The organism is Helicobacter sp. (assembly GCF_022770205.1).
Classification (GTDB): Bacteria; Campylobacterota; Campylobacteria; order Campylobacterales; family Helicobacteraceae; genus Helicobacter_D.
Window position 1 is genome coordinate 156,853 of the sequence record NZ_JALEIK010000019.1, and the last position, 26,072, is coordinate 182,924.

27 protein-coding genes and 1 pseudogene are annotated in these 26,072 nt (G+C 36.4%); 6 read left to right on the forward strand and 22 right to left on the reverse strand.

What is annotated here, in order from left to right; genetic code table 11:
- The 4 genes and pseudogenes from MRZ19_RS04480 (at nt 1) to MRZ19_RS04495 (ending at nt 3,521) form a co-directional block, all read left to right on the forward strand.
- Nucleotides 1-1,170 (forward strand): annotated as a pseudogene (locus MRZ19_RS04480) (glutathionylspermidine synthase family protein).
- A 9-nt stretch (nt 1,171-1,179) separates the two neighbouring features.
- On the forward strand, nt 1,180-2,493 hold the full coding sequence (gene hemL, locus MRZ19_RS04485) for a glutamate-1-semialdehyde 2,1-aminomutase (RefSeq protein ID WP_291030744.1): 1,314 nt from the start codon (nt 1,180-1,182) through the stop codon (nt 2,491-2,493).
- Nucleotide 2,494: 1 nt separating this feature from the next.
- Nucleotides 2,495-2,800, forward strand: a complete 306-nt coding sequence (locus MRZ19_RS04490) for an AtpZ/AtpI family protein (protein ID WP_291030913.1) — start codon at nt 2,495-2,497, stop codon at nt 2,798-2,800.
- Nucleotides 2,787-3,521, forward strand: coding sequence for a hypothetical protein (locus tag MRZ19_RS04495; protein WP_291030763.1), 735 nt, complete (start codon nt 2,787-2,789; stop codon nt 3,519-3,521). The genes MRZ19_RS04490 and MRZ19_RS04495 overlap by 14 nt, the downstream gene beginning before the upstream one ends.
- An 85-nt stretch (nt 3,522-3,606) precedes the next feature.
- Here MRZ19_RS04495 and MRZ19_RS04500 read toward each other — a convergent pair whose 3' ends face one another.
- The 8 genes from MRZ19_RS04500 to mltG all read right to left on the reverse strand — a co-directional run bounded on the left by MRZ19_RS04500 (nt 3,607) and on the right by mltG (nt 10,541).
- The gene (locus MRZ19_RS04500; protein WP_291030765.1) at nt 3,607-4,878 is read right to left on the reverse strand and encodes a hypothetical protein; all 1,272 of its coding nucleotides are present in this window, start codon (nt 4,876-4,878) and stop codon (nt 3,607-3,609) included.
- 89 nt (nt 4,879-4,967) lie between these two features.
- Complete coding sequence (locus MRZ19_RS04505) at nt 4,968-5,507, reverse strand: hypothetical protein (RefSeq protein ID WP_291030767.1); 540 nt, start codon at nt 5,505-5,507, stop codon at nt 4,968-4,970.
- 205 nt (nt 5,508-5,712) lie between these two features.
- On the reverse strand, nt 5,713-6,264 hold the full coding sequence (locus tag MRZ19_RS04510; RefSeq protein WP_291030769.1) for a 2-oxoacid:acceptor oxidoreductase family protein: 552 nt from the start codon (nt 6,262-6,264) through the stop codon (nt 5,713-5,715).
- Nucleotides 6,261-7,094 carry a 2-oxoglutarate ferredoxin oxidoreductase subunit beta gene (locus MRZ19_RS04515; RefSeq protein WP_291030771.1) on the reverse strand — a complete coding sequence of 278 codons (834 nt, stop codon included), beginning with the start codon at nt 7,092-7,094 and terminating at the stop codon, nt 6,261-6,263. Before MRZ19_RS04515 ends, MRZ19_RS04510 begins: the two co-directional genes overlap by 4 nt.
- Before the next feature lies 1 nt (nt 7,095).
- A complete protein-coding gene (locus MRZ19_RS04520; protein ID WP_291030773.1) occupies nt 7,096-8,223 on the reverse strand; it encodes a 2-oxoglutarate synthase subunit alpha in 1,128 nt (375 codons plus the stop codon).
- Nucleotides 8,224-8,232: 9 nt separating this feature from the next.
- Nucleotides 8,233-8,544, reverse strand: a complete 312-nt coding sequence (locus tag MRZ19_RS04525) for a 4Fe-4S binding protein (RefSeq protein ID WP_291030775.1) — start codon at nt 8,542-8,544, stop codon at nt 8,233-8,235.
- Between the two features lie 86 nt (nt 8,545-8,630).
- Nucleotides 8,631-9,572 (reverse strand): malate dehydrogenase, encoded by a 942-nt coding sequence (locus tag MRZ19_RS04530; RefSeq protein ID WP_291030777.1) that lies wholly within the window; start codon nt 9,570-9,572, stop codon nt 8,631-8,633.
- Between the two features lie 123 nt (nt 9,573-9,695).
- On the reverse strand, nt 9,696-10,541 hold the full coding sequence (gene mltG, locus MRZ19_RS04535; RefSeq protein ID WP_291030779.1) for an endolytic transglycosylase MltG: 846 nt from the start codon (nt 10,539-10,541) through the stop codon (nt 9,696-9,698).
- Nucleotides 10,542-10,566: 25 nt separating this feature from the next.
- Here mltG and MRZ19_RS04540 point away from each other — a divergent pair, with 25 nt between their 5' ends.
- Both MRZ19_RS04540 and nth read left to right on the forward strand, forming a co-directional pair.
- Nucleotides 10,567-13,161 (forward strand): AsmA-like C-terminal domain-containing protein, encoded by a 2,595-nt coding sequence (locus MRZ19_RS04540; RefSeq protein ID WP_291030781.1) that lies wholly within the window; start codon nt 10,567-10,569, stop codon nt 13,159-13,161.
- A gap of 10 nt (nt 13,162-13,171) precedes the next feature.
- Nucleotides 13,172-13,816: an endonuclease III gene (gene nth, locus MRZ19_RS04545; protein ID WP_291030783.1), complete on the forward strand. Its 645-nt coding sequence runs from the start codon at nt 13,172-13,174 to the stop codon at nt 13,814-13,816.
- Here the strand turns inward: nth and folE are convergent.
- From folE to atpA, 14 genes are all read right to left on the reverse strand, one after another.
- Nucleotides 13,813-14,373, reverse strand: coding sequence for a GTP cyclohydrolase I FolE (gene folE, locus MRZ19_RS04550; RefSeq protein ID WP_291030785.1), 561 nt, complete (start codon nt 14,371-14,373; stop codon nt 13,813-13,815). The genes nth and folE overlap by 4 nt on opposite strands.
- A 10-nt stretch (nt 14,374-14,383) precedes the next feature.
- Nucleotides 14,384-15,307 carry a zinc metalloprotease HtpX gene (gene htpX / locus MRZ19_RS04555; protein WP_291030787.1) on the reverse strand — a complete coding sequence of 308 codons (924 nt, stop codon included), beginning with the start codon at nt 15,305-15,307 and terminating at the stop codon, nt 14,384-14,386.
- Entirely contained in the window at nt 15,300-16,433 is a 1,134-nt protein-coding gene (gene truD / locus MRZ19_RS04560; protein WP_291030789.1) for a tRNA pseudouridine(13) synthase TruD, read from the reverse strand. The genes htpX and truD overlap by 8 nt, the downstream gene beginning before the upstream one ends.
- Nucleotides 16,434-16,448: 15 nt before the next feature.
- Nucleotides 16,449-16,964 (reverse strand): peptidylprolyl isomerase, encoded by a 516-nt coding sequence (locus tag MRZ19_RS04565; RefSeq protein ID WP_291030791.1) that lies wholly within the window; start codon nt 16,962-16,964, stop codon nt 16,449-16,451.
- 17 nt (nt 16,965-16,981) lie between these two features.
- Nucleotides 16,982-18,217, reverse strand: coding sequence for a tetratricopeptide repeat protein (locus tag MRZ19_RS04570; protein WP_291030793.1), 1,236 nt, complete (start codon nt 18,215-18,217; stop codon nt 16,982-16,984).
- 19 nt (nt 18,218-18,236) lie between these two features.
- Entirely contained in the window at nt 18,237-18,746 is a 510-nt protein-coding gene (locus MRZ19_RS04575; protein WP_291030795.1) for an OmpA family protein, read from the reverse strand.
- A 72-nt stretch (nt 18,747-18,818) separates the two neighbouring features.
- Entirely contained in the window at nt 18,819-20,099 is a 1,281-nt protein-coding gene (gene tolB, locus MRZ19_RS04580; protein ID WP_291030797.1) for a Tol-Pal system protein TolB, read from the reverse strand.
- Between the two features lie 2 nt (nt 20,100-20,101).
- The gene (locus MRZ19_RS04585) at nt 20,102-20,836 is read right to left on the reverse strand and encodes an energy transducer TonB (protein WP_291030799.1); all 735 of its coding nucleotides are present in this window, start codon (nt 20,834-20,836) and stop codon (nt 20,102-20,104) included.
- Nucleotides 20,829-21,227 carry a biopolymer transporter ExbD gene (locus MRZ19_RS04590; protein WP_366936148.1) on the reverse strand — a complete coding sequence of 133 codons (399 nt, stop codon included), beginning with the start codon at nt 21,225-21,227 and terminating at the stop codon, nt 20,829-20,831. Before MRZ19_RS04590 ends, MRZ19_RS04585 begins: the two co-directional genes overlap by 8 nt.
- A gap of 16 nt (nt 21,228-21,243) precedes the next feature.
- Complete coding sequence (locus MRZ19_RS04595; protein ID WP_291030801.1) at nt 21,244-21,810, reverse strand: MotA/TolQ/ExbB proton channel family protein; 567 nt, start codon at nt 21,808-21,810, stop codon at nt 21,244-21,246.
- The gene (gene atpC, locus MRZ19_RS04600; RefSeq protein ID WP_291030803.1) at nt 21,807-22,199 is read right to left on the reverse strand and encodes an ATP synthase F1 subunit epsilon; all 393 of its coding nucleotides are present in this window, start codon (nt 22,197-22,199) and stop codon (nt 21,807-21,809) included. Before atpC ends, MRZ19_RS04595 begins: the two co-directional genes overlap by 4 nt.
- A 10-nt stretch (nt 22,200-22,209) precedes the next feature.
- Nucleotides 22,210-23,613 (reverse strand): F0F1 ATP synthase subunit beta, encoded by a 1,404-nt coding sequence (gene atpD / locus MRZ19_RS04605; RefSeq protein ID WP_291030917.1) that lies wholly within the window; start codon nt 23,611-23,613, stop codon nt 22,210-22,212.
- Between the two features lie 24 nt (nt 23,614-23,637).
- Complete coding sequence (gene atpG / locus MRZ19_RS04610; RefSeq protein ID WP_291030805.1) at nt 23,638-24,525, reverse strand: ATP synthase F1 subunit gamma; 888 nt, start codon at nt 24,523-24,525, stop codon at nt 23,638-23,640.
- A gap of 14 nt (nt 24,526-24,539) precedes the next feature.
- Nucleotides 24,540-26,054, reverse strand: coding sequence for a F0F1 ATP synthase subunit alpha (gene atpA / locus MRZ19_RS04615; RefSeq protein WP_291030807.1), 1,515 nt, complete (start codon nt 26,052-26,054; stop codon nt 24,540-24,542).
- Nucleotides 26,055-26,072: the final 18 nt, after the last annotated feature.

Genomic DNA, 26,072 nt, shown 5'->3' on the forward strand with positions numbered 1-26,072 from the left:
ATGCAAATTCTAAACGCACAACCTTTAAGCAACACAGACTTAGAAGAGCTAGGGCTTGCTTGGCACACAGATAGCGATGAAACTTCTTATATCAGTAATGAAATTGTAGAGATTAGTGAGCAAGAAGCACAAAGCTTTTATGATGCGGCAAATACACTTTATGATATGTATGTAGAAGCGGGGCAATATGTGATTGATAAGGATTTGTTTTTTGATTTAGGGATTCCTTTTAATCTTATAGATACCATTAAACAAAGCTGGGAATAGGAAGTGCATTGGCATTTATATGGGAGATTTGATTTTGCAGGGGGTTTAGATGGGAATCCCATTAAGCTTTTAGAATTTAATGCAGATACACCAACAATGGTGTATGAAAGCTCTATTATCCAATGGGCGTTGCTTAAGAAAAATGGATTTAATGAATCCTTGCAATTTAATAATCTCTATGAAGCACTCCGCGATAATTTTCAAAGAATGATTACGCTAGGCGATGATATTTCGCAATTCCAAAGCATTTATGAAGGGTGGAAGATTTTATTTTCTAGCATTGAAGGGAGTGTTGAGGAGGAGCGAACTACCAAGCTTTTAGAGGTGATTGCAAGGGAGGCTGGCTTTAACACAGGCTTTTGCTACGCCCACGAAGCGCATTTAGATGAAAATAACGGCTTAAGCTTTAATGGGGAAACTTATGAATTTTGGTTTAAGCTAATCCCTTGGGAGAGTATCGCTATTGATGAACCCGAACTTGCACAACTTATTAATACAATGATTGCAAATAAAAACACAATTTTTCTAAATCCTGCTTACACGCTTTTATTCCAAAGCAAAAGAATGCTTAAAATCCTTTGGGATTTATTCCCAAATCACCCCTTGTTGCTTGAAGCTTCCTATGAACCTTTAGGTAAAAAGCAGGTTAAAAAACACGCCTTTGGCAGAGAGGGAGAGAGTGTGAGTATCCTTGATGCACAGGGTAATCCCATCTACACTCAAAGTGGAGATTATGGAAACTACCCTGAAATTTACCAAGAATTCGCCCTGCAAAATAGCCATAATGGCATGTTTTATCAACCCAATGTGTTTTATGCGTATGAAGCGTGTGCGTTAGGATTCCGTAAAGGCGGGGAAATTTTAGATAATCTCTCAAAATTTGTTGCGCATAAAATTAAATAAGGCTTAAAAATGGAATCTTTAGAATTTTTAAATAGCATTAATGACTTTAATGCTGCAAAACAAGTCATCGCTGGCGGTGTCAATTCCCCTGTGCGCGCTTTTAAAAGCGTAGGAGGCACACCGCCTTTTATTGCGCACGCTAAGGGAGCATATTTAGTTGATGTGGATAATAATGCTTACATTGACTTTGTGCAAAGCTGGGGACCCCTAATTTTTGGGCATTGCGATAAAGACATTGAAGACGCCGTTATAGAAACTGCTAAAAAGGGCTTGTCTTTTGGTGCACCAACGCCCCTAGAAACCGCCCTTGCTAAGGAAGTCATTAGTATAATGGAAGGGATTGAAAAAATCCGCTTCGTCTCAAGTGGCACAGAAGCCACGATGAGCGCAATTAGGCTTGCTAGGGCTTATACAAAAAGAGAGGATATTATTAAATTTGAAGGTTGCTACCACGGGCATAGCGATGCGCTTTTAGTCTCTGCTGGAAGTGGGCTTGCAACCTTTGGAAACCCTAGCTCACTAGGCGTTCCAAGCGATTTTACAAAGCACACGCTTGTAGCAACTTATAATGATTTAGCAAGCGTGGAATCTTGCGTTACTTTAAGCAAAGAAAAAGGTAGCGGTGTGGCTTGTGTGATTTTAGAGCCTATTGCTGGGAATATGGGGCTTGTGCCTTGTGAAATGGAGTTTTTAGAAGGCTTAAGAAAACTCTGTGATAAACACGGAATCCTTTTAATCATAGATGAGGTGATGAGCGGTTTTAGGGCGTCACTTAGTGGTTCGCAGGGGTTTTACAAGGTGCACGGGGATTTAACCACCTTTGGTAAGGTTATTGGTGGGGGGATGCCTGTTGGTGCTTTTGGTGGAAGTGCGGAAATTATGGACTTGCTATCACCTAGTGGTGGCGTGTATCAAGCAGGCACACTTAGCGGAAACCCCGTAGCGATGGCTGCTGGGCTTGTGGCTTTTCAAAAATTACGCGCAAATCCTAAGATTTATGAGCATTTAGAATCCTTAGCCTTGAAGCTTACAAATGGCTTAAAAGATATTTGCGCTTCCCTTAAAATCCCCTTACAAACTTGCGTGCGTGGGAGTATGTTTGGATTCTTTTTTAACGCAAATCCTGTGAAAAACTTCCAAGACGCGCTAAAGAGTGATGTAAAAATGTATGCAGCTTTCCATCAAGGAATGTTAAATTCTGGAGTGTATTTCGCCCCTTCGCAATTTGAATCTGGCTTTATTTGCGCCACAATGGATTCTAAAATGATTGATGAAGTGCTGCAAAAGGCGCAAATTGTGCTACAAGAAATCAGCAGAGCATAAGATGGAATCTAAAAATCACACAAATTTGGAATCGCAAAACACGCCAAAATACAAGGAAGCTGTGCTTGCCTATTCTAACGCCACGCTTGGAATCTCAATGGTGCTTGCTGTGCTTATTGGGATTGGAATTGGCTACGCATTGGAATCCCTTTTTAATGTGCGTTGGCTCTTTTGGCTAGGCGTTGCGTGGGGAATATGTGCGGCGATTTTAAATGTGTATAAGGCTTATAAACGACAAAAGAAGGAATTAGACGCCCTAGCAGACGACCCTAAATACGCCCATTGCAAATACGATGAAAAAGACTAAGATTTTTTTCGTTCTTCTTTTTGTGATTCTTTGCTGTGTTTGGCTAACTTTTGGCAATGTTTTCACGCTTAATTTTATGTTTGCGTTTTTGTCTTTTTTGATTATTGTTTTAGGCGTTTTCTACACACAAAAGCAAAAGATTTTAAAGCTTATTAACGGAGCTTCTAAAGAAGAGCTAGAAGCCCTAGCAGAAACTTATAAAAGCAAGCAAGAAAAACAAGAAGAAGAGCAAGAAGAGTTTTTTATGGAATCCAAAATGGATTCCAATGCTTTGCAAAGTGAATCCTGGAATTGTAATCTTACAAACACACAATCCCTTTCTTTAGCAAATATAAAGCCCAAAGAAAATACCAATAAAACGACAAAAACGATGGATTCTAAAAAAAGGCATAGTTTTTTTGCGTCTCTTACTAAAAATCTCTTCCCACAAAAAAGTCAAAAAAGTCCCCAACACTACCAACAAAACACACAAGAAATTCCGCTAAAAAAGCGCAAATTTTTAGATAACTTTAGTGCAATTAATGTAAAAACAGGGGCTAAAATATTCTTTCTCCCTTTGCGTCTTTTAACTTATGGAATCTTAATTGTTGGAATCCTAATTTTAATCCGCCACGAACTTTTTGATACTCTAGCCTTTTTTAGCGGATTAGCCTTTGCAAATCTTGTTTTGATTTTAGGAATAGTTTTTGGAATGTTTAGACAACAAGTTAAATTAACTTAAACTGCCTATTTTAAAATTTCATATTTTAACATTTTAGGACGTATTTTATTGGAATGCAAAACTCTAAGTTTAACTTTTAAATCCACTATTTTTGGATAAAGATTATGCTCTTTCCACAATTTACCATATTCATTTTCTTGTATTTTTCTATGCTCTTTAAGCCTTTTAATTGAGTTTCATTACAAAGCCATTGATAAATCCTATAAATCTCACTCTCTTTTCTTTTGCTATCTAGCAAATTATTAGCAACTTCCCAAAATTTAGAATTCATATCGCAATTATTTTTTTGCGTGCAAAGCGCATACAATAAACAATCTTGCAAAAACTCCCAATCATTTTGATATGCAATACCACCATCACCACTTTTATAAGTCGTATCTATAATACGATAATCCTTAAAACCATCTCTAATATAACCATTTTCACTAACTTCATCTCTTGCTGCACAAAAGAGCGGAATCACTTTAAGCAAATTTTCCTCACTTATCCATTTTTTGCCATACTTTGCATTTGAGTTAAGACTCCCTGTAAGGCGAGGGGAGGCAAAAGAAAAATTTCTAGCTTCTATCACGCAAATGCCATTTTCCTCTCCATCATCTTCGTATAAACTTGAAATCGTGCTATGCACCTTTTTAACGATAAAATCATCATCTATATCGTTTTTAAAATGCAATTTTTCATAAAACTTATCCTCATTTCGCCAACTAATAAGAGCAATAGCACTTTCACTAGCATTAAAATATTTTCTATTACACAAATAGCACTCAGCAACCTCTTTATTAATCAAATCTCTTGATTTCCAAATTTTAATAGGACCATAATGGATATATGCATAAGGCTTATAAAACTCAAAAGCAGAAAAGCAAAATTGTTCATCTAAATCCTCGCCACCTTTTTGCATTTGTGTATGCACCCAAGCTTTTTGATATTTTGAGTTAATACCGCCCTCTTTGTTTGAATTTGTTTGTGCGTAAGGTGGATTTTCTAGGAAAATCACGGCTAATTTTTTCACCTTATGTTTTTTCTTATAATCAGCGATTGCTTTTTGATAAAATGCAACTCCACTTTTTGAAAGACTATCTATCACTTTAACTTCAGCCATATCCATAAAGCGGATATTTGCCGTTAAAGCTTCCGCTTCATTAATCGTTCCTAAAATCATATGAGAATACACATTTTTATCAAACTGGCTTTGCAAATTCCCCACCCCCACACATCTATCAATAATCACATAATCATCATATCCATCTTTTTTGCTTTGCTCTATAGCATTTAAAACATATTGTGTTGAAATTTTTACATATTGTGGCAGGGTAAAAAACGCTCCTTGCATTTTTTGAACATATTTTTCATTCATTCTATCATTATTTAAGATTAGGCGATTTATATCTGTATTTTTATAATCAAAAGGCTTAAACCATCCAATAATACCCTGCTCTAATTTTGCTACGCTTCAATCTTTTCTTTAATATTAAAAACCTTATAAATATTTTGGATAACTTCTACCAAATCCACATCACTATCCATTAAATCATATTCATAAGTCTCTTTTGTGTCGTTAAAAAATGCTTTAAACGCCTTTGGATTTTTATACCCAATTTTTTTCACAAGATTGCAATGACAATCATACACTTCAACTAAAAATGTTTTCAATTCCACATAAATGCGATAATATGGGATTTTTTCTCCCTTTTGTTTTAGTCTTGTAGGAATAAGCTCCCCATAAGCTTTTTTAACACCTCCGCCCTCACTCTCATCAAGCTTACACTCAATAATAGCATTACCAATAATTCCATCGCTTTGATTCTTGTCCATATTTTCAGGCTTTATATCCTTAAAGCCATTTTGCTTAAGCCACACATAAAACACTCTTTGTCCAGCAACTTCTTGCTCTAACATTCTACTTACAAGAGCGTCCTTTGTTAAGCCTAGCAAATTTTCATTTAAGATATTTTCCAGTATTTGTTTATTCTTTTTTTCTGACATTGATTTTTACCCTTCTTAATTTGACTAATCATTAGCCGTCAATTTTATGTGAAATCTTAGCAAATTTGCTTTTATGATTTCTATTTAAAAACTTAGAAAACTTATAGAATAAACTGAGTTAAATTTAAGAGAGTCTATCGGAGCAGAGAAAACCCAAGCCTTTAAAAGCTAGGGTAAAAGTTGGAATCTTTTTTTGAAGCCACTATTAACCTAAGGCTTGTTTGGCGTATTTTTCCCCAAGTTCAAAGGCTTTTTTGTTAAGCTCTACCACCTTTGCTGGCACTTTACTAATCATTGTTTCAAACACCAATTCTCTTTCTACGCATTGTGTTAAAGCAACAGTTACCGCTAAAGCAACCACAGATTGTGTTACCACATTCCCCACTTCATTTTTTGCAATACTAATAATTGGAATCGGATAAATCTTAAACCTCTCTTTATCCGCATCACTTGGCGTTACAAGGTTTGGCTCCACCACAATGATCGCCCCCTCTTTTAGCCCCTCTTTAAATTGATTATAACTCATTTGTGCAGTAGATAACATATATTCTACCGCCCCTTCATTAGCATAGGGATATAAAATTTCTTCATTATCCAACAAAATATCTACTTTTGTCGGACCTCCTCGCACTTGCGAAGTATAAGTTGCAGCCTTTACACCATATCCACCAGCCCTAATTTGCGCTTCAGCTAGAATCTCTCCAGCCAATAAAACCCCCTGCCCACCTACACCTGTAAAGCGGAGCTGCCTTCTCATTTTGCCCCCCTTTTTTTAGCTTGCGCTTTTTCTTGCACTTGTTTGTAAGCTTTGCAATACTCAATTTTATCAGTATCGTGGTGTAAAATACCTGCTGGATATTTTCCTCTCTTTTCTTCATCGCTCAATTCATCATATTTTTTCTTAGAAAGAATACGACTATCAATCCATTTCAAATTATCCACCGCTTCACCCATTTTATTTTTCCTACCTAGATTTACGTGGCAGTTACTAAAAACATCAAAAAATGCAAAGCCCTCGTGCGCAAAACCTTCTACTAAAACTTTTTCAAGCTTCTTAGGCTCAAGCACAGACTCACGCGCCACAAAGCTTGACCCAGCAGCAATTGCTAGGCTACAAGGATCAAATTCTGGATCTACATTGCCATATTGTGCAGTTACCGTCCACATTCCTTTTGGTGTTGTTGGAGATGTTTGGGAGTTTGTAAGTCCATAGATAAAGTTATTAATTAACACATAGTTAATATCAATGTTCCTTCTACAGGCGTGGATTGTATGGTTTCCACCAATTGCCAAACCATCACCATCACCACCAACAACAATGACTTTTTTTGTTGGATTTGCAAGTTTGATTCCTGTTGCATAAGCAAGTGTGCGCCCGTGTGTCGTATGCACTGTGTTACAATTCACGTAAGAAGAAACGCGCCCACTACAACCAATTCCACTAACCAAACAAATATCATCCATATTCCAACCAAGTTTATCAATAGCGCGCACAATTGACTTTAAGATGACACCATCACCACAGCCCCAACACCAAAGTGTAGGCATTTTATCCACTCTTAAATATTCATCATAATTAAATGCCATCTTATAACTCCTTAATTTTATTGATGATTTCAAGCGGAGATAATGGACGCCCATTTGCTTTTGCTAGCAACGCAATCTCTTTTTTCATACTATGCTCTACTTCCTTAGCATACTGCCCTTTATTCAGCTCAGCAACCAAAATTTTATCAAAACGCTTACCAAGTGCTACTAATTCTTCCTTAGGAGATGGCCAAAGTGTGATGGGTCTAAATAATCCCACTTTTTTACCTTCCTCTCTTAATCTATCCACTGCTTCTTTTGCGCTCCTTGAAGTTGAACCATAAGCGATAAGCAGAATCTCTGCATCATCAAGCTTATATTCCTCATAAGTAACAATCTCACTTTTTTTACTTAGAATTTTATTAAATAATCTATCAATTAACTTTTGTGATAACACTGCATCTTCTGTCGGGAAACCTGTTGGTCCGTGGTGCAATCCTGTAATATGATAACGATACCCTTTAAAGAATGGATTTAAAATCGCTGATTCATCTTCTGCGACACCATAAGGCTTATAAGAGTTTTTATCCCCTGTGTATTCCCTGCGATTGATGATGGATTTTTGAATCTCGCCAAGCTCTGGAACAACTGCCTTTCCGTGCATATGCCCTAGCGTTTCATCAAGGAGCAAAAATACAGGCGTCATAAACTTTTCTGCCAAATTAAAGGCACGCACTGTTTCTGTATATGCCTCCTCTAAGCTCCCAGGACACAATGCAATAGATTGAAAATCTCCGTGTGTTGGGTTTGCAGCTTGCGCAATATCGCCTTGCGCAACACGCGTTGGAAGACCAGTTGATGGACCACCACGCATAACATTAACAATCACTAAAGGAATCTCTGCCATAAAACTAAGTCCAATTTGCTCCGCCTTCAAAGAAATTCCAGGTCCTGAAGTTGCCGTCATTGCCTTTACGCCACTCATAGAAGCACCAAGCGCCACAGAGATTCCACCAATTTCATCTTCCATTTGTATAAACGAGCCATTCTCTTGTGGCAACATCACACTCATCTCGTGTGCAACTTCACTAGAAGGGGTAATTGGATATCCACCAAAAAATCTACAGCCAACATCAATTGCGGCGTGTGCAACGAGTTCATTTCCGCTTGAAATCAATTCTCTACTCACACATACTCCTCACATAGCCATATAGCCATTAGCTTTGATTGCCTCTGCTCTTTGCTTTGCTTCCTCTGTTATTTTTGCAAATTTAAATTCCTTTCTATCTGCAACAGAAATTGCAAAATCCGGACAATGCAATTCGCATTCTTGACATCCAATGCAACTCTCTGGATGGATAATTTTAACGATTTTTCCTAACACCATATGTTCATCTAAACGCATAGCAAGTGTTCCTGTTGGACAAACAGACACACATAAATCACAAGCTTTACAACGATTTTCATTTACCCAAACGGGCGTATTATCTGGGGCTTTTAATAATCCCATTTTAAACTCCTAAATTTAATTTTATTTCACCTAAATTACTTGCCGCCACTGACAAATTTTCTTATGCTAAGCCTCCTTGAAATCCACTAAAAATATTCTTGTTTTAATGTATCAATTAAGCTTTTTACAGATTGTATAGATTTATCAAATTGCGCTTTTTCTTCTGCATTGAGTTTTAATTCCACAATGCGTTCTATTCCGTGAATTCCTAGTTCAACTGGCACACCACCTACAACATCATAGTATCCATACTCACCTTGCAATAAAACAGAACAGGGAAGAATCTTATGGCTATCACTCATAATTGCAATAACCATTTCAGCAGTTGCTTTAGCAGGAGCAAAATAGGCAGAGCCTTTTTTAAGACAATTAACAATTTCAACCCCCGCATTTCTTGTGCGCTCTACTACTTCATCAATTTCTTCTTGGCTTAATAGCTCAGCTAAAGGAACACCATTTACCATACAAAACCGCGCAAGGGGCACCATATCATCGCCATGCCCTCCCATTACCGGAGACATAATTTGCCCTGGGGCACATCGCAATTTTTCATAAATAAAACTTGCCATTCTTGCGCTATCTAATATCCCAGCCATTCCTAAAATCTGCTTGGGATTAAATCCTGTTTCTTTCAAAGCAGTATAAACCATAGCATCAAGGGGATTTGTTACAAGCACAACAATAGCATCTGGAGAGTTCTCTTTAATATCTTTTGCAATTTCAGTAATGACTTTTGCATTTGCTAATAACAAATCATCGCGACTCATCCCGGGCAATCTAGGAGAACCCGCCGCAATAACAATTACATCACAACCACGCAAATCTTTAGGTGAAGCAATCACGCCAAGTTTTGTAAATTTTGGTCCCACACAAGAAGCTTGAAACATATCAAGCAACATTCCTCTTGCTCTGTTTTTATCTTTATCTTGTAAAACTATCTCATAAGGAGTTGTAGCAGACAAAATATAAGCTAAAGTGGAACCTACATTACCCGCGCCAATAACTCCTACTTTCTTTATTCTTTCCATAATGGATTCCCTTGTGAAAGTCGCTTTTAAAAAGCAAAACTTTCTTTAACTTTTGTCAGGGTTATTGTTAAGTATTTTTTCTTAAATTAATATTATTTTTAAAGTTTTTGATGATTCTTTTTGTTATTTTGAGAAATTGTTAAGATGCTCATTGTAAGTCTTACTAAAAGAATGCAGTCCATTTTTATTCCTAACAAAATAAAGATAATCTACATTTGCTGGGAATAATGCCGCTTGAATCGCCTTAAAACTAACGCTTCCAACAGGTGCCTCTGGGATTCCATCGTTGCGATAAGTATTATAACTGCTTGTATCATTTCGTATCATTTCAGGCGTTATTTTTGTGTGTGAATATTTGCCGTAATTTAAAGAGCCATCCATCTGTAAGCGCATTTTCCTTTCCAAGCGATTCCTAATGACTGCTGAAACAATGGGCATTTCTTCATCATTTGCAGATTCTTTTTGGATAATTGATGCAATAATCACATATCTAAACCACTGCTTTGCATCATATTCTCCTAAAAATTTAATTGCTAGTTTTCTGTGTTCATTGAGTGAAGTATTCACAAGATAATACATTAAATGGGAAGCACTGATGCCTTTTGGGACTTTATAAGTATTTGCTAAAATCACACCATCGGGCATTGGAGCGTATTTATTATACGCTAATTGCAAAGCATTTTCATCTAATTCAAGTTTTACACTAATCTCTTTAATAAAAAAATGCAGTGTTTCTCCTGGAATGAGTGTAATGTCTTCTAATACCGCCTTTGCAGTTGTAAGTTTATAAAGAAAATCGCCTTTGCTTAAAATGTCCCGCCCAATATCTAGCCAACCACTTTGGGGATAACCAAAAAATCGCACTAAATATTTATCTCCATCTGTTAAGTCAAAATTATTTGCTTGCAAATATGTTACAATTGCATTAGTTCCGCCCTTTGGAATATAAACAACGCGACTAGATTGCATTGGAGTTTGCAAATAAAAGCACAAAATGATTAAAACAATAAAAATTCCATCTATTAGAATACTTAAGCTTATTTTATTTTTTACATTTTTTATAGGCTTATTTATCACGCTTTATACCTTTCTATACACAGGAATTAAATTAGAGCGCTTTAATCTAGCAGGCTCACAGATTGAAGGATTCTATCTAAGATTAGATAAAAAACTCATTTTAGAAATCCAATCTTTGCATTTAAAGCAGTTCAACACCAACGATTCTAGCAATCAACATTCTATTTCCACACAAGTTACTTTTGCAAAAAACATCCATTTTCTCTTACAATATTTCGAAAAAATTAACATAAAAAACATCCATATTGAAGATTATCAAGCAAATTTATTTTACGACGGAGATAATTTTACACTCAATCTCCCAGAGTTTTATGTCAAAATCAATCTTACAGAAGACACTTCTAAGCTGCTCATTCAAATCCACGATTTTTATCTTAAACCTTATGGAATCTATTATCAAGGACAAGGCGTCTATGACTTAAAACGCCAAGAAATAATGCTAAATGGCGGCTTAGATTTTCTCAATAAAGAAAGCCATTATTCCTATGTGCATTTGGATTTAAATGTCTTTAGCGATTTAAAAACACTTAATATCAAAGGTTCTAGCAATGTTTTTAGTGATATTAAATTTCTAAAACCTTTGCTCCCAGAGATTAAAAACAAACTTATAGAAGCGTGGATTTTTGATAATTATAGTGTAGAAAATGTGCAAATTAATGATTTTTCCATCACAATTCCACTAGGTAGCAAACATATTGTAGAGGATTCCATTAATTCCTTATATGTCCTAGCTACTGCTAAAAATACTGCAGTAATCTTTCATCCCAATCTCCTAGCTGCACACGCAAAATCCGTAAAACTACTTTTTCAAAACAATGCTCTAGAATTTTACCCAGAAAGCCCAACTTACAAGCAATACCAAGCTGATGGCACAACAATTGCTATAAGGAATATTACAAGCAAAGCACCAAGCTTAGAAATCAATCTCAACACCACTGCGCCTTTGGATTCCAACATTCAAGAGGTTTTAAAAGCCTACAATATTACCCTTCCCCTAAAAGCTCCAAAAGCAAACATCACAACAAAACTTTTTATGCATTTAGATTTATTCACTCACGCACTCCAAGCTAAAGGATTTTTTAAAGCAAAAGATTCTGAAATTTCACTAAGCGGTGTGCCTTTGAAATTTGAAGATTTAAACATCACATTGGAAAACCATATCATAAAAGTGAAATCTAAGAATATTATTTATCAAAAAACTTTACAAGGGGATTCCAACTTCATTATCAACACAGAAAATAAAAATATTAGCGGCGATATACTTATCCATTCTTTAATATTAGTTGAACCTGATGTGTTGCAAATCTCCAATCATTCTTTACCCTTTAGCATAAATTTTAAAGATGAAAATGCTATTTTCCTAACCCTGCCAACCCTTGCACTCAATGCTACATTAAATGCTCCTTACACGATTGATATAGAAAATCTAAGTCACTTTGTCCCCTTTTCTAAAATTCTACAAGATTACAAAATCACTAAAGGAACACTCAAGCTAAATACGCAAAATTTTTTAGAATACCAAGCAAAAATTTCCATTAATAGCGCACAAAATATTTTAATGCACAAAAACAATAACACACCGCTTTCTACACTTCATATAGACTTATCCTATACCCCAAATGGCTTAACATTAACCAGTGATGTTTTTAGTCTAACAAACACGCAAAATACACAAAAAATAAGTTTTAAAAACATCAACCTAAACTTGAACAATGAAAATCTCTCAAACACCAATCCTAAAAACACCAAAATTCCAACAATTATTGAAGGCAGCAACACCAATCTCATCTTTAAAGATTATACAATCTTAAGCGATTCTTTTACTTTTAATCTCCACGATGATACGATTAAAGGCACATTAAAACATAAAAATGGGACTGCTGATATTTATAAACGCGGGATTTTTATTACTCTTGATGCAAGAGAGTTTGGTGATACATTCTTAAACACCATTGCGCGTAGAAAAATTTTTAACAAAGGACGCTTTTTTATCAATGCAAACACCAATGAAAAAGGTGTCATTATCGGCGAAATGAAGCTTTTTAACGCTTCTATTGATGAACTTAATGTATTGCAAAACCTTATGGCTTTTCTTGATACGATTCCTTCTTTACTGAGTTTAAAACCTCCGGGATTTAACAATGAGGGTTATTATTTAGAAGAAGGAAGTATTTATTTTGGATTAAATGATAAATTCCTAGCCATTGATACACTGCATTTCAAAGGTTCTTCTATTGACATTAAAGGACAAGGAATCATTCAGTTAGAATCCAAAATGATTGATTTTAATGCTGAGTTAATCACTGCTAAGGCTTTGAGTGGAATCATCAATAAAATCCCCCTTGTTAATTACATTGTGCTAGGCAAAGATGGCACAATCTCTACAAACTTTAAAATCAATGGAACGCTTGATTATCCACAAATCCAAACCCAAACTACCCAAGATATTCTCCTCTCCCCCTTTAACATCTTAAAACGGGTGATCACATCACCTTTTGAAGTCTTTAACTAAGGAATCCAAAATGACAAAAGCTACCAAAAAGCAAATCCAAGAAATCAAAGCACTTTTTTTAGAGCATTTTAAAGGGGCTAGAACAGAACTTATTTTTTCAAATGATTTTGAACTTTTAATTGCCGTAATGCTTTCAGCCCAATGCACCGATAAGCGTGTCAATCTCATCACGCCTGAACTCTTTGCAAAATTCCCAACTCCACAAGCACTAAGCCTAGCGGATTTAGATTCCATTAAAGAATGCATTAAGACTTGTAGTTTTTTTAACAATAAAGCAAAGAATCTAAAGGCTATGGCAAAAGAAATTTGTGAAAAATATCAGGGTGAAATTCCCCTTGATAGAGAGATTTTAAAAACATTGCCCGGAGTTGGACAAAAAACCGCAAATGTTGTGCTAATAGAATCCAAAGAAGCAAATTTTATCGCTGTGGATACTCATGTATTTAGGGTTTCTCACCGCCTAGGCTTAAGCTTTGCTACCACTCCCCTTGCCACAGAAGCAGAACTTACAAAAATCTTTAAGGACAATCTTGCCACTTTGCATCAAGCAATGGTGCTTTTTGGACGCTACACTTGCAAGGCAATTAATCCTAAATGCCAAGAGTGCTTCTTAAGCCACCTTTGCAAAAGCAAAACAACTTATCGCTGCAATTAATTGCGGATTAGCCCCATAAACTCATCTCTGGTGCGATGATCGCTTTTAAAAAGCCCACGGATCGCACTTGTTAGCATTTGACTATTTTGCTTCTCCACTCCACGCATTACCATACACATATGCTTTGCCTCTGCGACAACCATCACTCCCTTTGGTTGCAACACCTCCATTAGTGTATCTGCAATTTGCGCAGTCATTTTCTCTTGGATTTGCAAACGCCTTGAATACACCTCTACAAGCCTTGCTAATTTTGAGATTCCAACCACTTTAGAATCAGGAATATATCCAATAGAAACCTTACCAAAAAAGGGCAATAGATGATGCTCACACACGGAGTAAAACTCAATATCCTTTAACACTACCATTTCATCACAAGCCCCTTCTGTAAAAGCCGTTCCTAAAATCTCCTTAGGATCGCTTTTGTATCCGCTATAAAGATGCTCCCAGCTTTTTACCACACGCTTTGGCGTATCCAATAAACCTTCACGATTGCGATTCTCTCCAATACAATCAAAAATGGAACGAATCAACTCTTGTGCATATTCTGTTGTGTGCATTTTGGATTCCTTATTGATTAAGCAATGCTTGAATGCGATTTTCAATACTAGGATGCGTGCTAAACAACTCACCAGCTGAAAAGATATACAAGGCTTGGCGCGTAGGATTCCTATCGCTTTGTGAAAAGTCTGATTGCGCATAGTTTCCGCTAATTTTTTGTAAGGCTTGAATCATAGGCGCACTATCCCCCATTAAATACGCCGCCCCAGAATCTGCCATATATTCCCTTGAACGGCTTAAAAACATTTGTAGCACTAGCGTTAAAAGCGGTAACACAAATTGCAAAATAAGCAAAAGCATTCTAGCTGCATTTGCACCCTTCTCCCTTGAATTTCCTAAAAACATATACACACCATAATTTACGACTAAAAGCATAATATTACTTAGCACGCCCACCATTAAAGTTAGGCGAATATCCCCGTGTCTAATGTGGCTTAACTCGTGTGCCATCACTGCTTTTTGCTCCTCGTAACTTAGATTCCGTATCAAAGTAGTCGTTAGTGCAATCAAGGAATTATCAGCATTCCAACCACTAGCAAAGGCATTCATATAAGGTGCGTCCATTATGTAAAGCTTTGGGCGAAAGGGTAAATTTGCAACCGCTACTAACTCATCAAGCATTTTTGTAAGATTCCGTTCTTGCACATTTGCTTCATAACCTGCAATAATCTCTTTATACTCACTTCCACTTAGCAAAATTTGCTTAAAATTATTAATCGTAAAAAACACAATAGCAATAGCGATTCCAAGCAAAATAAATGTAACTAAGGGAAACTTTTGGAAAGTCAAAAGCATATAAAAACCATCACCAAGCGTTCTTGCATTAATCCTAACAATATCCACAAGCAAACCAACAAGAACAAAAATAATCGCATACAACGCAATCACGCAATTTGTCTTGAGTTGATTCTCTCTTATCACTCTATCAAACATTCTCTTCCATCCTTTCTATAATCTCTCTATGGGCTATCTCGCGCAATAAATTTGTCGCATACGCCCCTTTTGGCAAGAAAAAGCTAAACTCACCCTGTGCTTCTTGCTCTTTGTAAAAAAATTCTAAATCCTGTGGAAAAACCCAAGCATAACGGCGTTGTCCAACGCTTGAAATGTTGGAATCTAAAAATTGTTTTTCAAAAAATTCCGCACAATTTAAAGCAAGCATTACCTTTTTTCCGCTTAATAAACCTGTTGGAGCAATATCTTTTTGCAAAAAACGCAAAGATTCTTTTTCTAAATTTTCCAAAAGAAAATACTTTCCATAAGGATAATGACATAACAAATCACCTTCTAGTAATTTAAAGGGATGCTTTTGACTCTTTAGCGCATTGCAATATGCACGCTCTTTTAAAAAAGTTGGAATCGCATTTGTTTTCAAATACAATTCTAATGCTTTTAGAATCTCTTTTGTGTCATATGAAGCAATAATATGTGAAATATCTACACGCATAGAGAGCCATAAATTAAACAAATGACTTTGATATGCACTGATTAAAAAGTTTTGCATTTTTCTATCACGCAAACGCCGTTTTTTCTCTACAATCTCTTTGCCTTGCAAATAATTTTTACCATCCATCCCAAAACGCTGATAGCTAAAATAATTTGGGATTCCAAATTTTTTAATAGATTCCACAACTTGCACGATTTTTTGGGCATTTAAAGGATTTAACTTTTTTACACGGAGAAAAAACCTATTACCCTTTAGATGTCCAATTTTGATTTTATTATTATGTAAATTAGAATCCAAAATCTTAATTTCAGAATGCGCAAAACTTTCTAATTTTTTCTTAACAGAAAGTGGTAAACTGATATGCTGAATGGCAAGAGCGTTTTTGTCTTTTAATCCCGCATAACCCATATCTTTTTCTTTAATTCCTAAATGGTTTGAGAGGATTTTTAGAAGTTCAAAAGTCGTGAGATTTTTTTTACGGATTTTTAAAATAAGATGCACACCATCACCGCTAAAGGGATAGAGTGGCACCTCCTCAACGACAAAATCACGGGGATTTTGCTTAAAATAAAATTCTATCGGTGAGTGCGTATAAGCAAAAGAGAGATTCATCGCATTTAGCAATCTTTAGTGGCAACCGCATCCACCACCACAGCAACCACCACCGCCGTGTTTATGTTCTTGATAATGCAAGCCATAACTTAACTCTTTTTCTGTTGCTTCACGCACTGCTAAAATCGTTACTGAAAATTTTAGTGTCTTGCCAGCTAAGGGATGATTGTAATCCACAATTACCATATCATCGTTAAAATCTTTGACAATCACTTGCACCGTTTCGCCATTTTCACCTTGACCAAAAAGTGTCATTCCTTGCTGTAAGTCAATCCCAACAAACTGATCGCGCGGAACTTCTCGCACATAATCAGACTGATATTCTCCATAAGCATTAACCGGAGCAATCACCACTTCTTTTTTGTCGCCAACTTCCATTTCAGAAACCGCTTCTTCTAAACCTTTAATGATTTCACCAGCATCCATAATAAATTCAAGCGGTTTTCCGCCAACATTGGAATCCAAAATATCACTTTTCCCTTCTTCTTTTACAGAATATTCAACACTTACAACTTGATTCTTATCAATCATCTTTTTCTCCTATTTTATTATCTAATAAGTTTTTTCGCTTCCATTGCTTCAGTAGATTCAGGATACAGAGCAATTAAAGTTTCTAAAAAACGCTTTGCATTATCCTTTTCCTTAAGTGCGTCAAAAGACTTTGCACTATGTAGCATTAAGCGCGGCATATAATCCGCTTTATCATAGCGCGTGGCACTTGTTTTATAGTAATAAATTGCATCTTCATAACGCTTTTGTTCAAATGCAACTTCACCCAATAAATAATTTCCGCGCGCTGGTTTATAATTGCCCTTTACTACAAACTGCAAATACTCATCAGCCTTTTGATAATTTTTATCTTTATAAAACTGCTCACCTTCTTTAAACACGCTTGCTAATGGTTTTTTCTTTAAATCCACTTCTTGCATTACTTTATTTGTATCATTTTTAGATTCTGCTTTTATAGAATCCGCATTTTCTTTTGTTGTGTCTGATGATAAGCTGAGATTCTGGCTTCTTGCAACCTCTATTGGAACAACCTTTTGAATACTCTTATCCTCTACTCCTTCAGAATCCGTTTTAGATTCCATATCTTGCTTATGTATTAAAGTCTCTTGACTCTCACTTGTATCATTAGATAATTTTTCAATGTTTTGGACATTTTCCACCTTGTCAATCTCAGATGTCTGTAGTGCCAAAGCCTCTAAATTTTTCGTTTTAACTTCTGCCACATTATTTTCTACACCATCTATTGGCAATTTTTCTGATGTATTCTCTCTAACTTGACTGATATTATCCATTTCTTTGATAGGAGTGTCATTGTTCTCTGTAAGCGTTAGTCGCGCTGTTTGTAAGGATTCTAACGCTGTAATCTTTTCTTGCATAGCATCAATTTGACTTTGCATTTGCACATTTGTCTTTTTAATCAACGCTCCAAGAGCAGAAATACTCTGCTTAATTGTTTCAATATTCTCATTTTGTAAGGCAAAGTTAGAATCAGTGTGTTGTTTAACTTCTGTGATTATAGCATTATTTTCCGCTTTTAAATTCTCAATCTTACCCGTAACATCTTGCATTCTCTGAAGTTGTCCTTCAAAAACACTTTTTAATCCCTCTTGCGATTCTGCAATATTCCTTACCTGTGCAGAAAGATTAAAAAGTCTCTCATTGAGAATTTGAGATTCTGTCTTCTGAGGAGAGATTCCACCTGCATTAAATGCAGAGGGCTCCTGCGCAAAAACTAAATTTGCAATGGCAAAACTTAAGGTGAATAACTTGCGCAATAAAACCTCCAATTACCAGTTATGGCAACATCTTAAATGTTACTTTTCTGTTTTCAGCCCAACATTCTTTTGTTTTTGCTGTGCAAGTTGGTTTGCTCTCACCATAGCTTACCAAAATAGTTCTTCCTTCTTCCACGCCTTTAGAAACAAGTGCTTCCTTCACAGCAACTGCTCTTTTTAAACCTAAAGCATAGTTATATTCATCTGTTCCCCACTCATCAGTATTTCCTTCAATTCTTATGGTTAATTGTCCCATCGCTTGAGATTTCAAAACATTAGCATCGTTATCAACAACACTTTGCATATCAGGACGGATAATAAACTTATCAAAATCAAAAAATACATCTTGGAGTTGGTTTTCAACATAACCAATTCTATCTTGAAAAGTCGCAAAACTATCTTGAGCACTTGCATAACCCTTATCCTTAGCTTGATTTACATCTGTGGCAGAATCCACACTACTTTTTTGACTACAACCAGTTACCAATAATGCAGCGGCTAATGAGCCTAAGACTAGAAACTTTTTCATCTCTTCTCCCTATTTTTTAAAAAACATCGCATTATAGCAGAAAAAATTCGTTTTTTGCAAAATATTTTTATTTTACCAATCCATTGACTGAATTACACCACCTTGCAAAGGAAACAACAGCGTTTTATTGTAATTTAAACGGATAATTCCAAGCGCACTTTGACCTATTTCGTGTTTAATATACATAATCGTTTCTCCATCCCTAGAAAAGCGCGGCAATTGATTGACGCCATTTGCACTCAAACGACGGATAAAATCGCTTTTTGTGGAAACAAGATATAAATTAAAAGTATTCCGACTAAACTCATCACTACTCTCACGACTAGAATACACAATATAATTCCCATAGGCATTTGCTGCATTATTATTGCGTCCGTGGAATACCATCTGCTCAACCTTACCAGAAATTTCACCACTAGTTGGAATCGCAAATACATTAGGATAGCCTAAGCGGTCAGAAATAAACATCACACGCTCTTCATTATCAATGAAGTTCCCACCAACATCAATACCACTATATTGTGTAAGGCGCTTTAGCACACCATTTGTAACATCATACATAAAAACATCTGGCTGCTCATTAGGTGCCATTGTTACTAAAATTTTATTCCCATCACTACTTACATCCGAAGCAATGAGCATCCCATTGCTATCAAACATTTTTTGATTCTGCCCTGTTGTAAGTTCAAATCTAAAAAGTGTAGGCTTGTCAAGATATTTTGTGTAGTAAAATGCAGTTTGTGCCTCATTTGCCCACTTTGGAAAAATATTCAAACCACCTCCTAATACTCTCTTTTTGTAAGTAAGCGTGTAATCACTCATTATAATATCGCTTTCTCCGGGCTTTGTATAATATGCAAGGATTACCATACGCTCCATCCAATCTACGCTTGGAGCTTTAATGTAAGCATTAATATCAATCGCCATTTTATGCGCTAAAAAAGGATAAGTTTCTTGTTGTGTATTTTTATATTCTTTGCTTAACGCAACTAAACCAGAATTTGCATCAAAAAGCTGAAGTCTTGCAAGCACACCTCCACCGCTTTTTTCCGCTTTAATGCGTGCGACTAAATCAATCTTATTTTTACGATACTCATCAAAATTAACAAGCATTTCATTAGGGACTATCTCTTTAGCTTCTTGGACGACAAAATGCCCTGTAACTTTTAAATCTGCAACAAGCATTTTAAATATTCTTTGACTAAACTCGCGCTCAGAATAATCACCCCCTATATTTTGAACTAAAATCTTAGGAAGATTTCCAAACTTTTTTACAACCTCCAAAGTTGCATCCACTGCATTTGCATAAGCAAACCCTAAAGCACACAACAACATAAAAACAATTTTTTTCATTTTCACACCTCAGTTTTGAAAGTTACCATAATTTTAGTGCTATTTCCACCTTCATAAGGAGGAAACTCTCTAGTGCGCATTATATCCAAAAAGCCTTGCAAAGCCTCATCAAATTTCAAATCTCCTGACCTTTTGACAATCACATAGGAAAAATTACCCTGCGCATCAATAGTGATTGCGACTTCTGAAAAATGTTCAATAAGTGTGCGCATAGGATTCCAATTTTGTGCCAAAATTGCGTGCACTTTTGCATAAAAAGCATCATATTCACCCTTTGGAGTAACAAAACTAAGTGTTTCTTGTGTGTTTAAATCTGCCATAATTTTTTCTAACTCATCGTCTAAACTCTCTCTTTGCACACTCTCTTTTGCTTTTTTATTGTTAGCGATTTTATCGTTTTGACTAGGAGGTTTTGTGGATTTTACTGGCATTTTGGATTCCACTTGTTTAAATAAATCATTAATCCCAACACCCATATTAGGACTCACAGACGCACTTTCTTTTTTAATTGGAATCTCTTCAACCTTTTTCTCTATTTTCCTTTGTGTAACTTTGACTTCTTTTTTAGGTTTAATCTCTTCAATAAAATCAACATTAAAAGTGGTTTCTTGAAAGGCTGTATAAGCTTTTGGGGGCTGACTAGCTGTGTTTAAACGCCAAAGCAATAAAGCAATAATAATGGCATAGCAAAAAATAGAAATACTACCGCTTGTTAAAAATAAGAGATTTCTAGCCATCAGTAACGAGTGAAACCCTTGAAAATCCGGTCTGCTTTGTGATTTTTAAAACATAAATCACATCGTCATATTTTAGATTTTTATCTGCACGGATATACACTTGCGTATTTTTGTCATAAGAATTTGCAAACACAACAAAAGCATCTGGAAAGCTATCAAAAGTCAAAACTTCATCTTTCAAATAAATATTGCGCTTTACATCCATACGAATTTCAATTTTAGAATCCTCTTGAACTTTTACACTCCTTGAACCTTGCGGCAAAACAATCTCTTCTTGATAAACAATGACAGGAGCTGTTACCATTAAAATCGCTAATAACACAAGCATAATATCCACTAAAGGCGTAATGTTTAGCTCTGGAGTTTCATTCCAATTGTAATGCGACTTCAAAATAGGATTCCTGATTTTAAGTTTTTGGAGAAACTAAAACATTGATTTGCAACTGCAAATAGGTGCTAAGTTCAAAAACTTTGCGCTTTAAGAATAAATTAAAAGAATAGGCAGGTATTGCCGTTAAAATCCCAGCAGCAGTGGCAACAAGTGCTTTTGAAATAACCGGCGCAATAACATCTAAAGTTGCTTTTGAATTTTCTCCCAATTTTGAAAATGCTTCTAAAATTTCAACCACCGTTCCAAATAACCCAATAAAAGGAGCAGTTGATGCAACAATGGCTAAAAATGTTAAGCCAATTGTTACATCTTTAATCGCCTTATCCAAAGCATATTGCAACATTGGTTCTGTTAGCTTTTTATCAACCCCTATCAAATTAGAGCCCAATAAAGAGTTTTGAGGTAATGTATTGCGACCGCCTAACAATGTTTCTAAGCATCTCTTCTCATAAGACAAAGCTGCCACAATCAAAGAATAACGATAGATAAAAATCCAAAGTACCAAGATAAAATATAAAGAAAGCCAAGAAAGGACAACTATAGTAATCACCCCATAGTTATCCAGTAATGTGAAAAAATTCACAAGACACTCTTTGCGGCATTTTCAATGCGTGAAACTACCATTGAAACAGCCACACTATTATCAGTAGATTCTTCAAGGAGTTGTTTTGCACTCGCAATAGCCTGAGCAATCTCACTCTCACCATTGCCATTAATATCCACTGCACCCTCTACTAGCACATCTACACTTGTTTCATCAACTTTTACATATCCCCAGTTGATTGCAACAATCTCTTTTTGCCCATCAACTTTTTCAATCTCAATCACTCCTGTGCGCAATGTTGTTATAATCCCAACATGTCCGGGCAAAACGCCAAACTCACCCTCGCTACCGGGAAGAGTAACAGCCTTTACAGCATTAGAAAAAATCTTACCCTCTGGAGTTACAATATCTAATTTTAAGGTATCCATTCAAAGCTCCTTATGCGTTAGCTTTCATTTTCTCTGCTTTTTCAAGAACCTCATTAATGTTACCAACCATATAGAAAGCATTTTCTGGGATTTGGTCATATTTGCCCTCCAAGATTCCTTTAAAGCCCTCCAAAGTTTCTTGTAGCGTTACATATTTACCCGGACTTCCTGTGAAAACTTCCGCAACAAAGAAAGGTTGAGAAAGAAACTTTTCAATTTTTCTAGCTCTTTCCACAACTTTTTTATCTTCTTCTGAAAGCTCATCCATCCCTAAAATCGCAATAATATCTTGCAAATCTTTGTATTTTTGAAGCACTTGTTGCACACTTGTAGCAACTTTATAATGCTCTTCTCCTACAACTTGGGGATCCAAAATTCTTGAAGTGGAATCTAAAGGATCTACTGCTGGATAGATTCCTTTTTCTGCAATCTTCCTATTTAATACCGTTGTTGCATCAAGGTGAGCAAAAACAGAAGCCGGCGCTGGGTCAGTTAAGTCATCAGCGGGCACATAAACCGCTTGCACAGAAGTGATAGAACCTTTCTTTGTAGAAGTAATTCTCTCTTGTAACTTACCCATTTCACTTGCTAATGTTGGCTGATAACCTACCGCAGATGGAATCCTACCAAGAAGTGCCGACATCTCCGCACCAGATTGCGCATATCTAAAAATATTATCAATGAACATCAATACATCTAAACCCTTCTCATCACGAAAATACTCTGCCATTGTAAGCCCTGTAAATGCGATTCTATTTCTAGCACCCGGTGGCTCATTCATTTGCCCATAACACAAGGCAACTTTATCTAAAACACCTGATTCTTTCATTTCGTGGTAAAGATCATTCCCCTCACGCGTTCTTTCACCAACACCAGCAAACACGGAATAACCACTATGCTTAAAGGCAACATTATGGATAAGCTCCATAATAACAACGGTTTTACCCACACCAGCACCACCAAATAAACCAACCTTACCCCCTTTAGAATAAGGTGCAAGCAAATCCACAACTTTAATCCCCGTTTCAAACATCTCTGTTTTTGTGCTTTGGTTCTCAAAAGTCGGAGCACTTCTATGGATTGACCATTTTTCAGGATTATTTAGTGCTTCCCCACCATCAATCACATCACCTGTTACATTAAAGATTCTACCTAAAACTTGCTCGCCAACGGGAACAGTGATGGGATTCCCTCTAGCACTTACCTTCTCGCCTCTTATTAAGCCCTCTGTCATATCCATAGCAATTGCACGCACACGATTATCCCCAATATGTGCTGCAACTTCTAAAACCAACTTACGACTTTGCCCATCAATCTCAAAATCAATGTCCAATGCTTCATTAATCGCAGGCAGATATGATTCAAAATCAACATCAACCACGGGACCCATTACCTGAATGATTTTTCCTACCATATTTTCTGACATTTATTCTACTCCTTATTTCATTGACTCAACGCCGGTATTAATCTCTACCAACTCTGTTGTAATGGCTTCTTGGCGCGCCTTATTATAAGCAATCGTTAAACTTTTTGCTAACTCACCAGCATTGCTTGTTGCCACATCCATTGCCTGCATCCTAGCACTATGTTCTGCCGCTAAAGAATCCACAAGCGCATAATACATACTAAATTCAATGTATTTTTTAGCAAGCTGGCTCAAAATCTCACTTTCTTGCTCATTTGGTTCTACTTCTAACACTGAAGAGCATTCTTCTGCAAGCGTTGCACTTTCAATTGGCAAAAGTTGAGAAATTTTCATTTCTTGGGATATCATATTTTTAAAACCATTATGCACTAAAATTACTTTAGAAGTTACGCCACTTAAGTAATCTGCAACCGCTCTACCAATAAACTCTGCAGCATCTGCATATTGTGGTGTAGCACTTAAACCAACAGCACTATCAAGCACTTCAATTTCATTAAACTTATAATATTCAACAGCTTTCTTACCAATTACGCGCAAACGCACTTTTAGATTCTTATCTCTTTGTTCAGTGATAATGCGATTAACTTCCTTTATTGTGTTAATATTAAATCCACCACAAAGTCCTTTATCTGCTGTCACCAAAACAATATCAACGAGTTTGGATTCCTTATTTCCTGCATTAAAATAAGGATTTTCTTGCACATTCTCTCCGCTTGCAACTTTAACTTTTATCTCTTCTAAAACCTCTACGATTTTTGCTGCATACATACGAGATCGTCTAGCCATCTCTTCAGCTTTTTTAAGTTTAGAAGTAGATACAAGCTTCATTGCACGCGTTGTTTTCTGTGTATTTAAAACACTAGAAATCTGTTTTCTAATATCCTTTAGGTTGTTTCCCATAACAACTCCCTATTTTATACAGCAAAATTAGATTTAAATTCTTCTAACGCTTTGCAAAGTGTTTCTTCAATATCTTTATCTAACATTTTTTTAGAACGGATATCCTCAAAAATTTGTGGATACTTCGCTTCCAAGAACGGATAGAGATCCTCTTCAAACCTCGTAATATTCGCAACTGGAACATCATCCATATATCCTCTAGCACCTGCAAAAATAACCACAACTTGACGCTCTATTGCCAATGGAGAATACGGAGGCTGCTTAAGCACTTCTACCATTCTTTGACCTCTATCCAATTGCTTTCTGCTAGATTCATCTAAGTCTGAAGCAAACTGCGCAAAAGCCTGCAACTCTCTATATTGCGCAAGATCAAGTCTTAAAGTTCCAGAAACTTGCTTTGTTGCTTTAATTTGAGCTGCACCACCCACACGAGAAACCGATAAACCCACATTGATTGCAGGACGGATTCCAGAGTTAAACAAATCCGTTTCCAAGAAAATTTGCCCATCTGTAATAGAAATGACATTTGTTGGAATATATGCTGCAACATCACCTGCTTGCGTTTCAATGATTGGAAGCGCAGTTAAAGATCCAGCCCCTAATTCATCACTAACCTTAGCTGCTCTCTCTAGCAATCTTGAGTGGAGATAAAACACATCACCCGGAAAGGCTTCACGACCCGGAGGACGCCTTAAAATCAAAGACATCTCACGATAAGCGACAGCGTGCTTGCTTAAATCATCATAAACAATTAATGCGTGTCTGCCATTATCTCTAAAATACTCACCCATTGTAACACCCGCATAAGGTGCAAGATATTGCATTGCAGCAGAATCTGAAGCTGGTGCATTAACGATAATTGTATATTCCATTGCACCGTGTTCTTCAAGCTTTCTTACCACTTGTGCAACTGTGGATTCCTTTTGCCCAATTGCAACATAGATACAAACAACATCTTGTCCTTTTTGGTTAATAATCGTATCAATTGCAACCGTCGTTTTTCCCGTTTGTCTATCGCCAATAATCAGCTCCCTTTGTCCCCTACCAATTGGAACAAGTGCGTCGATAGCCTTTAAACCTGTTTGAAGTGGTTCGTGAACAGATTTTCTAGCCATAATTCCGGGAGCTTTTTCTTCCATAAAACGATATTCTTTTGCTTCAACAGCACCTTTTCCATCAATTGGTTCACCAAGAGCATTCACAACGCGCCCCATCATACCATCGCCAACTGGCACACGCAAAAGTTTATTTAAACGCTTAACAGAAGTCCCTTCTTTAATTTCTTTTCCAGCACCTAGCACAACAACACCAACACTACCTTCTTCTAAACTTGATGCTAATCCTTTATCGCCAGTGTCAAACTCAACCATCTCGTAACTCATTGCATTTTTAAGCCCATAAACTTTTGCAACTCCATCAGCATATGCAACAACCTTCCCCGTCTGTGCAATATCTAAATCAAGTTCAAAATTATCAATCCTTTCTTTAATGATAGAACTAATTTCATCTGCTTGTAACTTTGCTACCACTGCAACTCCTTATCTAAA

Bases quoted from the DNA above. Each gene is read 5' to 3' on its own strand.
- hemL (WP_291030744.1), top strand. From the start codon at position 1,180: ATGGAATCTTTAGAATTTTTAAATAGCATTAATGACTTTAATGCTGCA.
- MRZ19_RS04490 (WP_291030913.1), top strand. From the start codon at position 2,495: ATGGAATCTAAAAATCACACAAATTTGGAATCGCAAAACACGCCAAAA.
- MRZ19_RS04495 (WP_291030763.1), top strand. From the start codon at position 2,787: ATGAAAAAGACTAAGATTTTTTTCGTTCTTCTTTTTGTGATTCTTTGC.
- MRZ19_RS04500 (WP_291030765.1), bottom strand. From the start codon at position 4,878: ATGAATGAAAAATATGTTCAAAAAATGCAAGGAGCGTTTTTTACCCTG.
- MRZ19_RS04505 (WP_291030767.1), bottom strand. From the start codon at position 5,507: ATGTCAGAAAAAAAGAATAAACAAATACTGGAAAATATCTTAAATGAA.
- MRZ19_RS04510 (WP_291030769.1), bottom strand. From the start codon at position 6,264: ATGAGAAGGCAGCTCCGCTTTACAGGTGTAGGTGGGCAGGGGGTTTTA.
- MRZ19_RS04515 (WP_291030771.1), bottom strand. From the start codon at position 7,094: ATGGCATTTAATTATGATGAATATTTAAGAGTGGATAAAATGCCTACA.
- MRZ19_RS04525 (WP_291030775.1), bottom strand. From the start codon at position 8,544: ATGGGATTATTAAAAGCCCCAGATAATACGCCCGTTTGGGTAAATGAA.
- MRZ19_RS04530 (WP_291030777.1), bottom strand. From the start codon at position 9,572: ATGGAAAGAATAAAGAAAGTAGGAGTTATTGGCGCGGGTAATGTAGGT.
- mltG (WP_291030779.1), bottom strand. From the start codon at position 10,541: ATGCAATCTAGTCGCGTTGTTTATATTCCAAAGGGCGGAACTAATGCA.
- MRZ19_RS04540 (WP_291030781.1), top strand. From the start codon at position 10,567: ATGATTAAAACAATAAAAATTCCATCTATTAGAATACTTAAGCTTATT.
- nth (WP_291030783.1), top strand. From the start codon at position 13,172: ATGACAAAAGCTACCAAAAAGCAAATCCAAGAAATCAAAGCACTTTTT.
- folE (WP_291030785.1), bottom strand. From the start codon at position 14,373: ATGCACACAACAGAATATGCACAAGAGTTGATTCGTTCCATTTTTGAT.
- htpX (WP_291030787.1), bottom strand. From the start codon at position 15,307: ATGTTTGATAGAGTGATAAGAGAGAATCAACTCAAGACAAATTGCGTG.
- truD (WP_291030789.1), bottom strand. From the start codon at position 16,433: ATGAATCTCTCTTTTGCTTATACGCACTCACCGATAGAATTTTATTTT.
- MRZ19_RS04565 (WP_291030791.1), bottom strand. From the start codon at position 16,964: ATGATTGATAAGAATCAAGTTGTAAGTGTTGAATATTCTGTAAAAGAA.
- MRZ19_RS04575 (WP_291030795.1), bottom strand. From the start codon at position 18,746: ATGAAAAAGTTTCTAGTCTTAGGCTCATTAGCCGCTGCATTATTGGTA.
- tolB (WP_291030797.1), bottom strand. From the start codon at position 20,099: ATGAAAAAAATTGTTTTTATGTTGTTGTGTGCTTTAGGGTTTGCTTAT.
- MRZ19_RS04585 (WP_291030799.1), bottom strand. From the start codon at position 20,836: ATGGCTAGAAATCTCTTATTTTTAACAAGCGGTAGTATTTCTATTTTT.
- atpC (WP_291030803.1), bottom strand. From the start codon at position 22,199: ATGGATACCTTAAAATTAGATATTGTAACTCCAGAGGGTAAGATTTTT.
- atpD (WP_291030917.1), bottom strand. From the start codon at position 23,613: ATGGTAGGAAAAATCATTCAGGTAATGGGTCCCGTGGTTGATGTTGAT.
- atpG (WP_291030805.1), bottom strand. From the start codon at position 24,525: ATGGGAAACAACCTAAAGGATATTAGAAAACAGATTTCTAGTGTTTTA.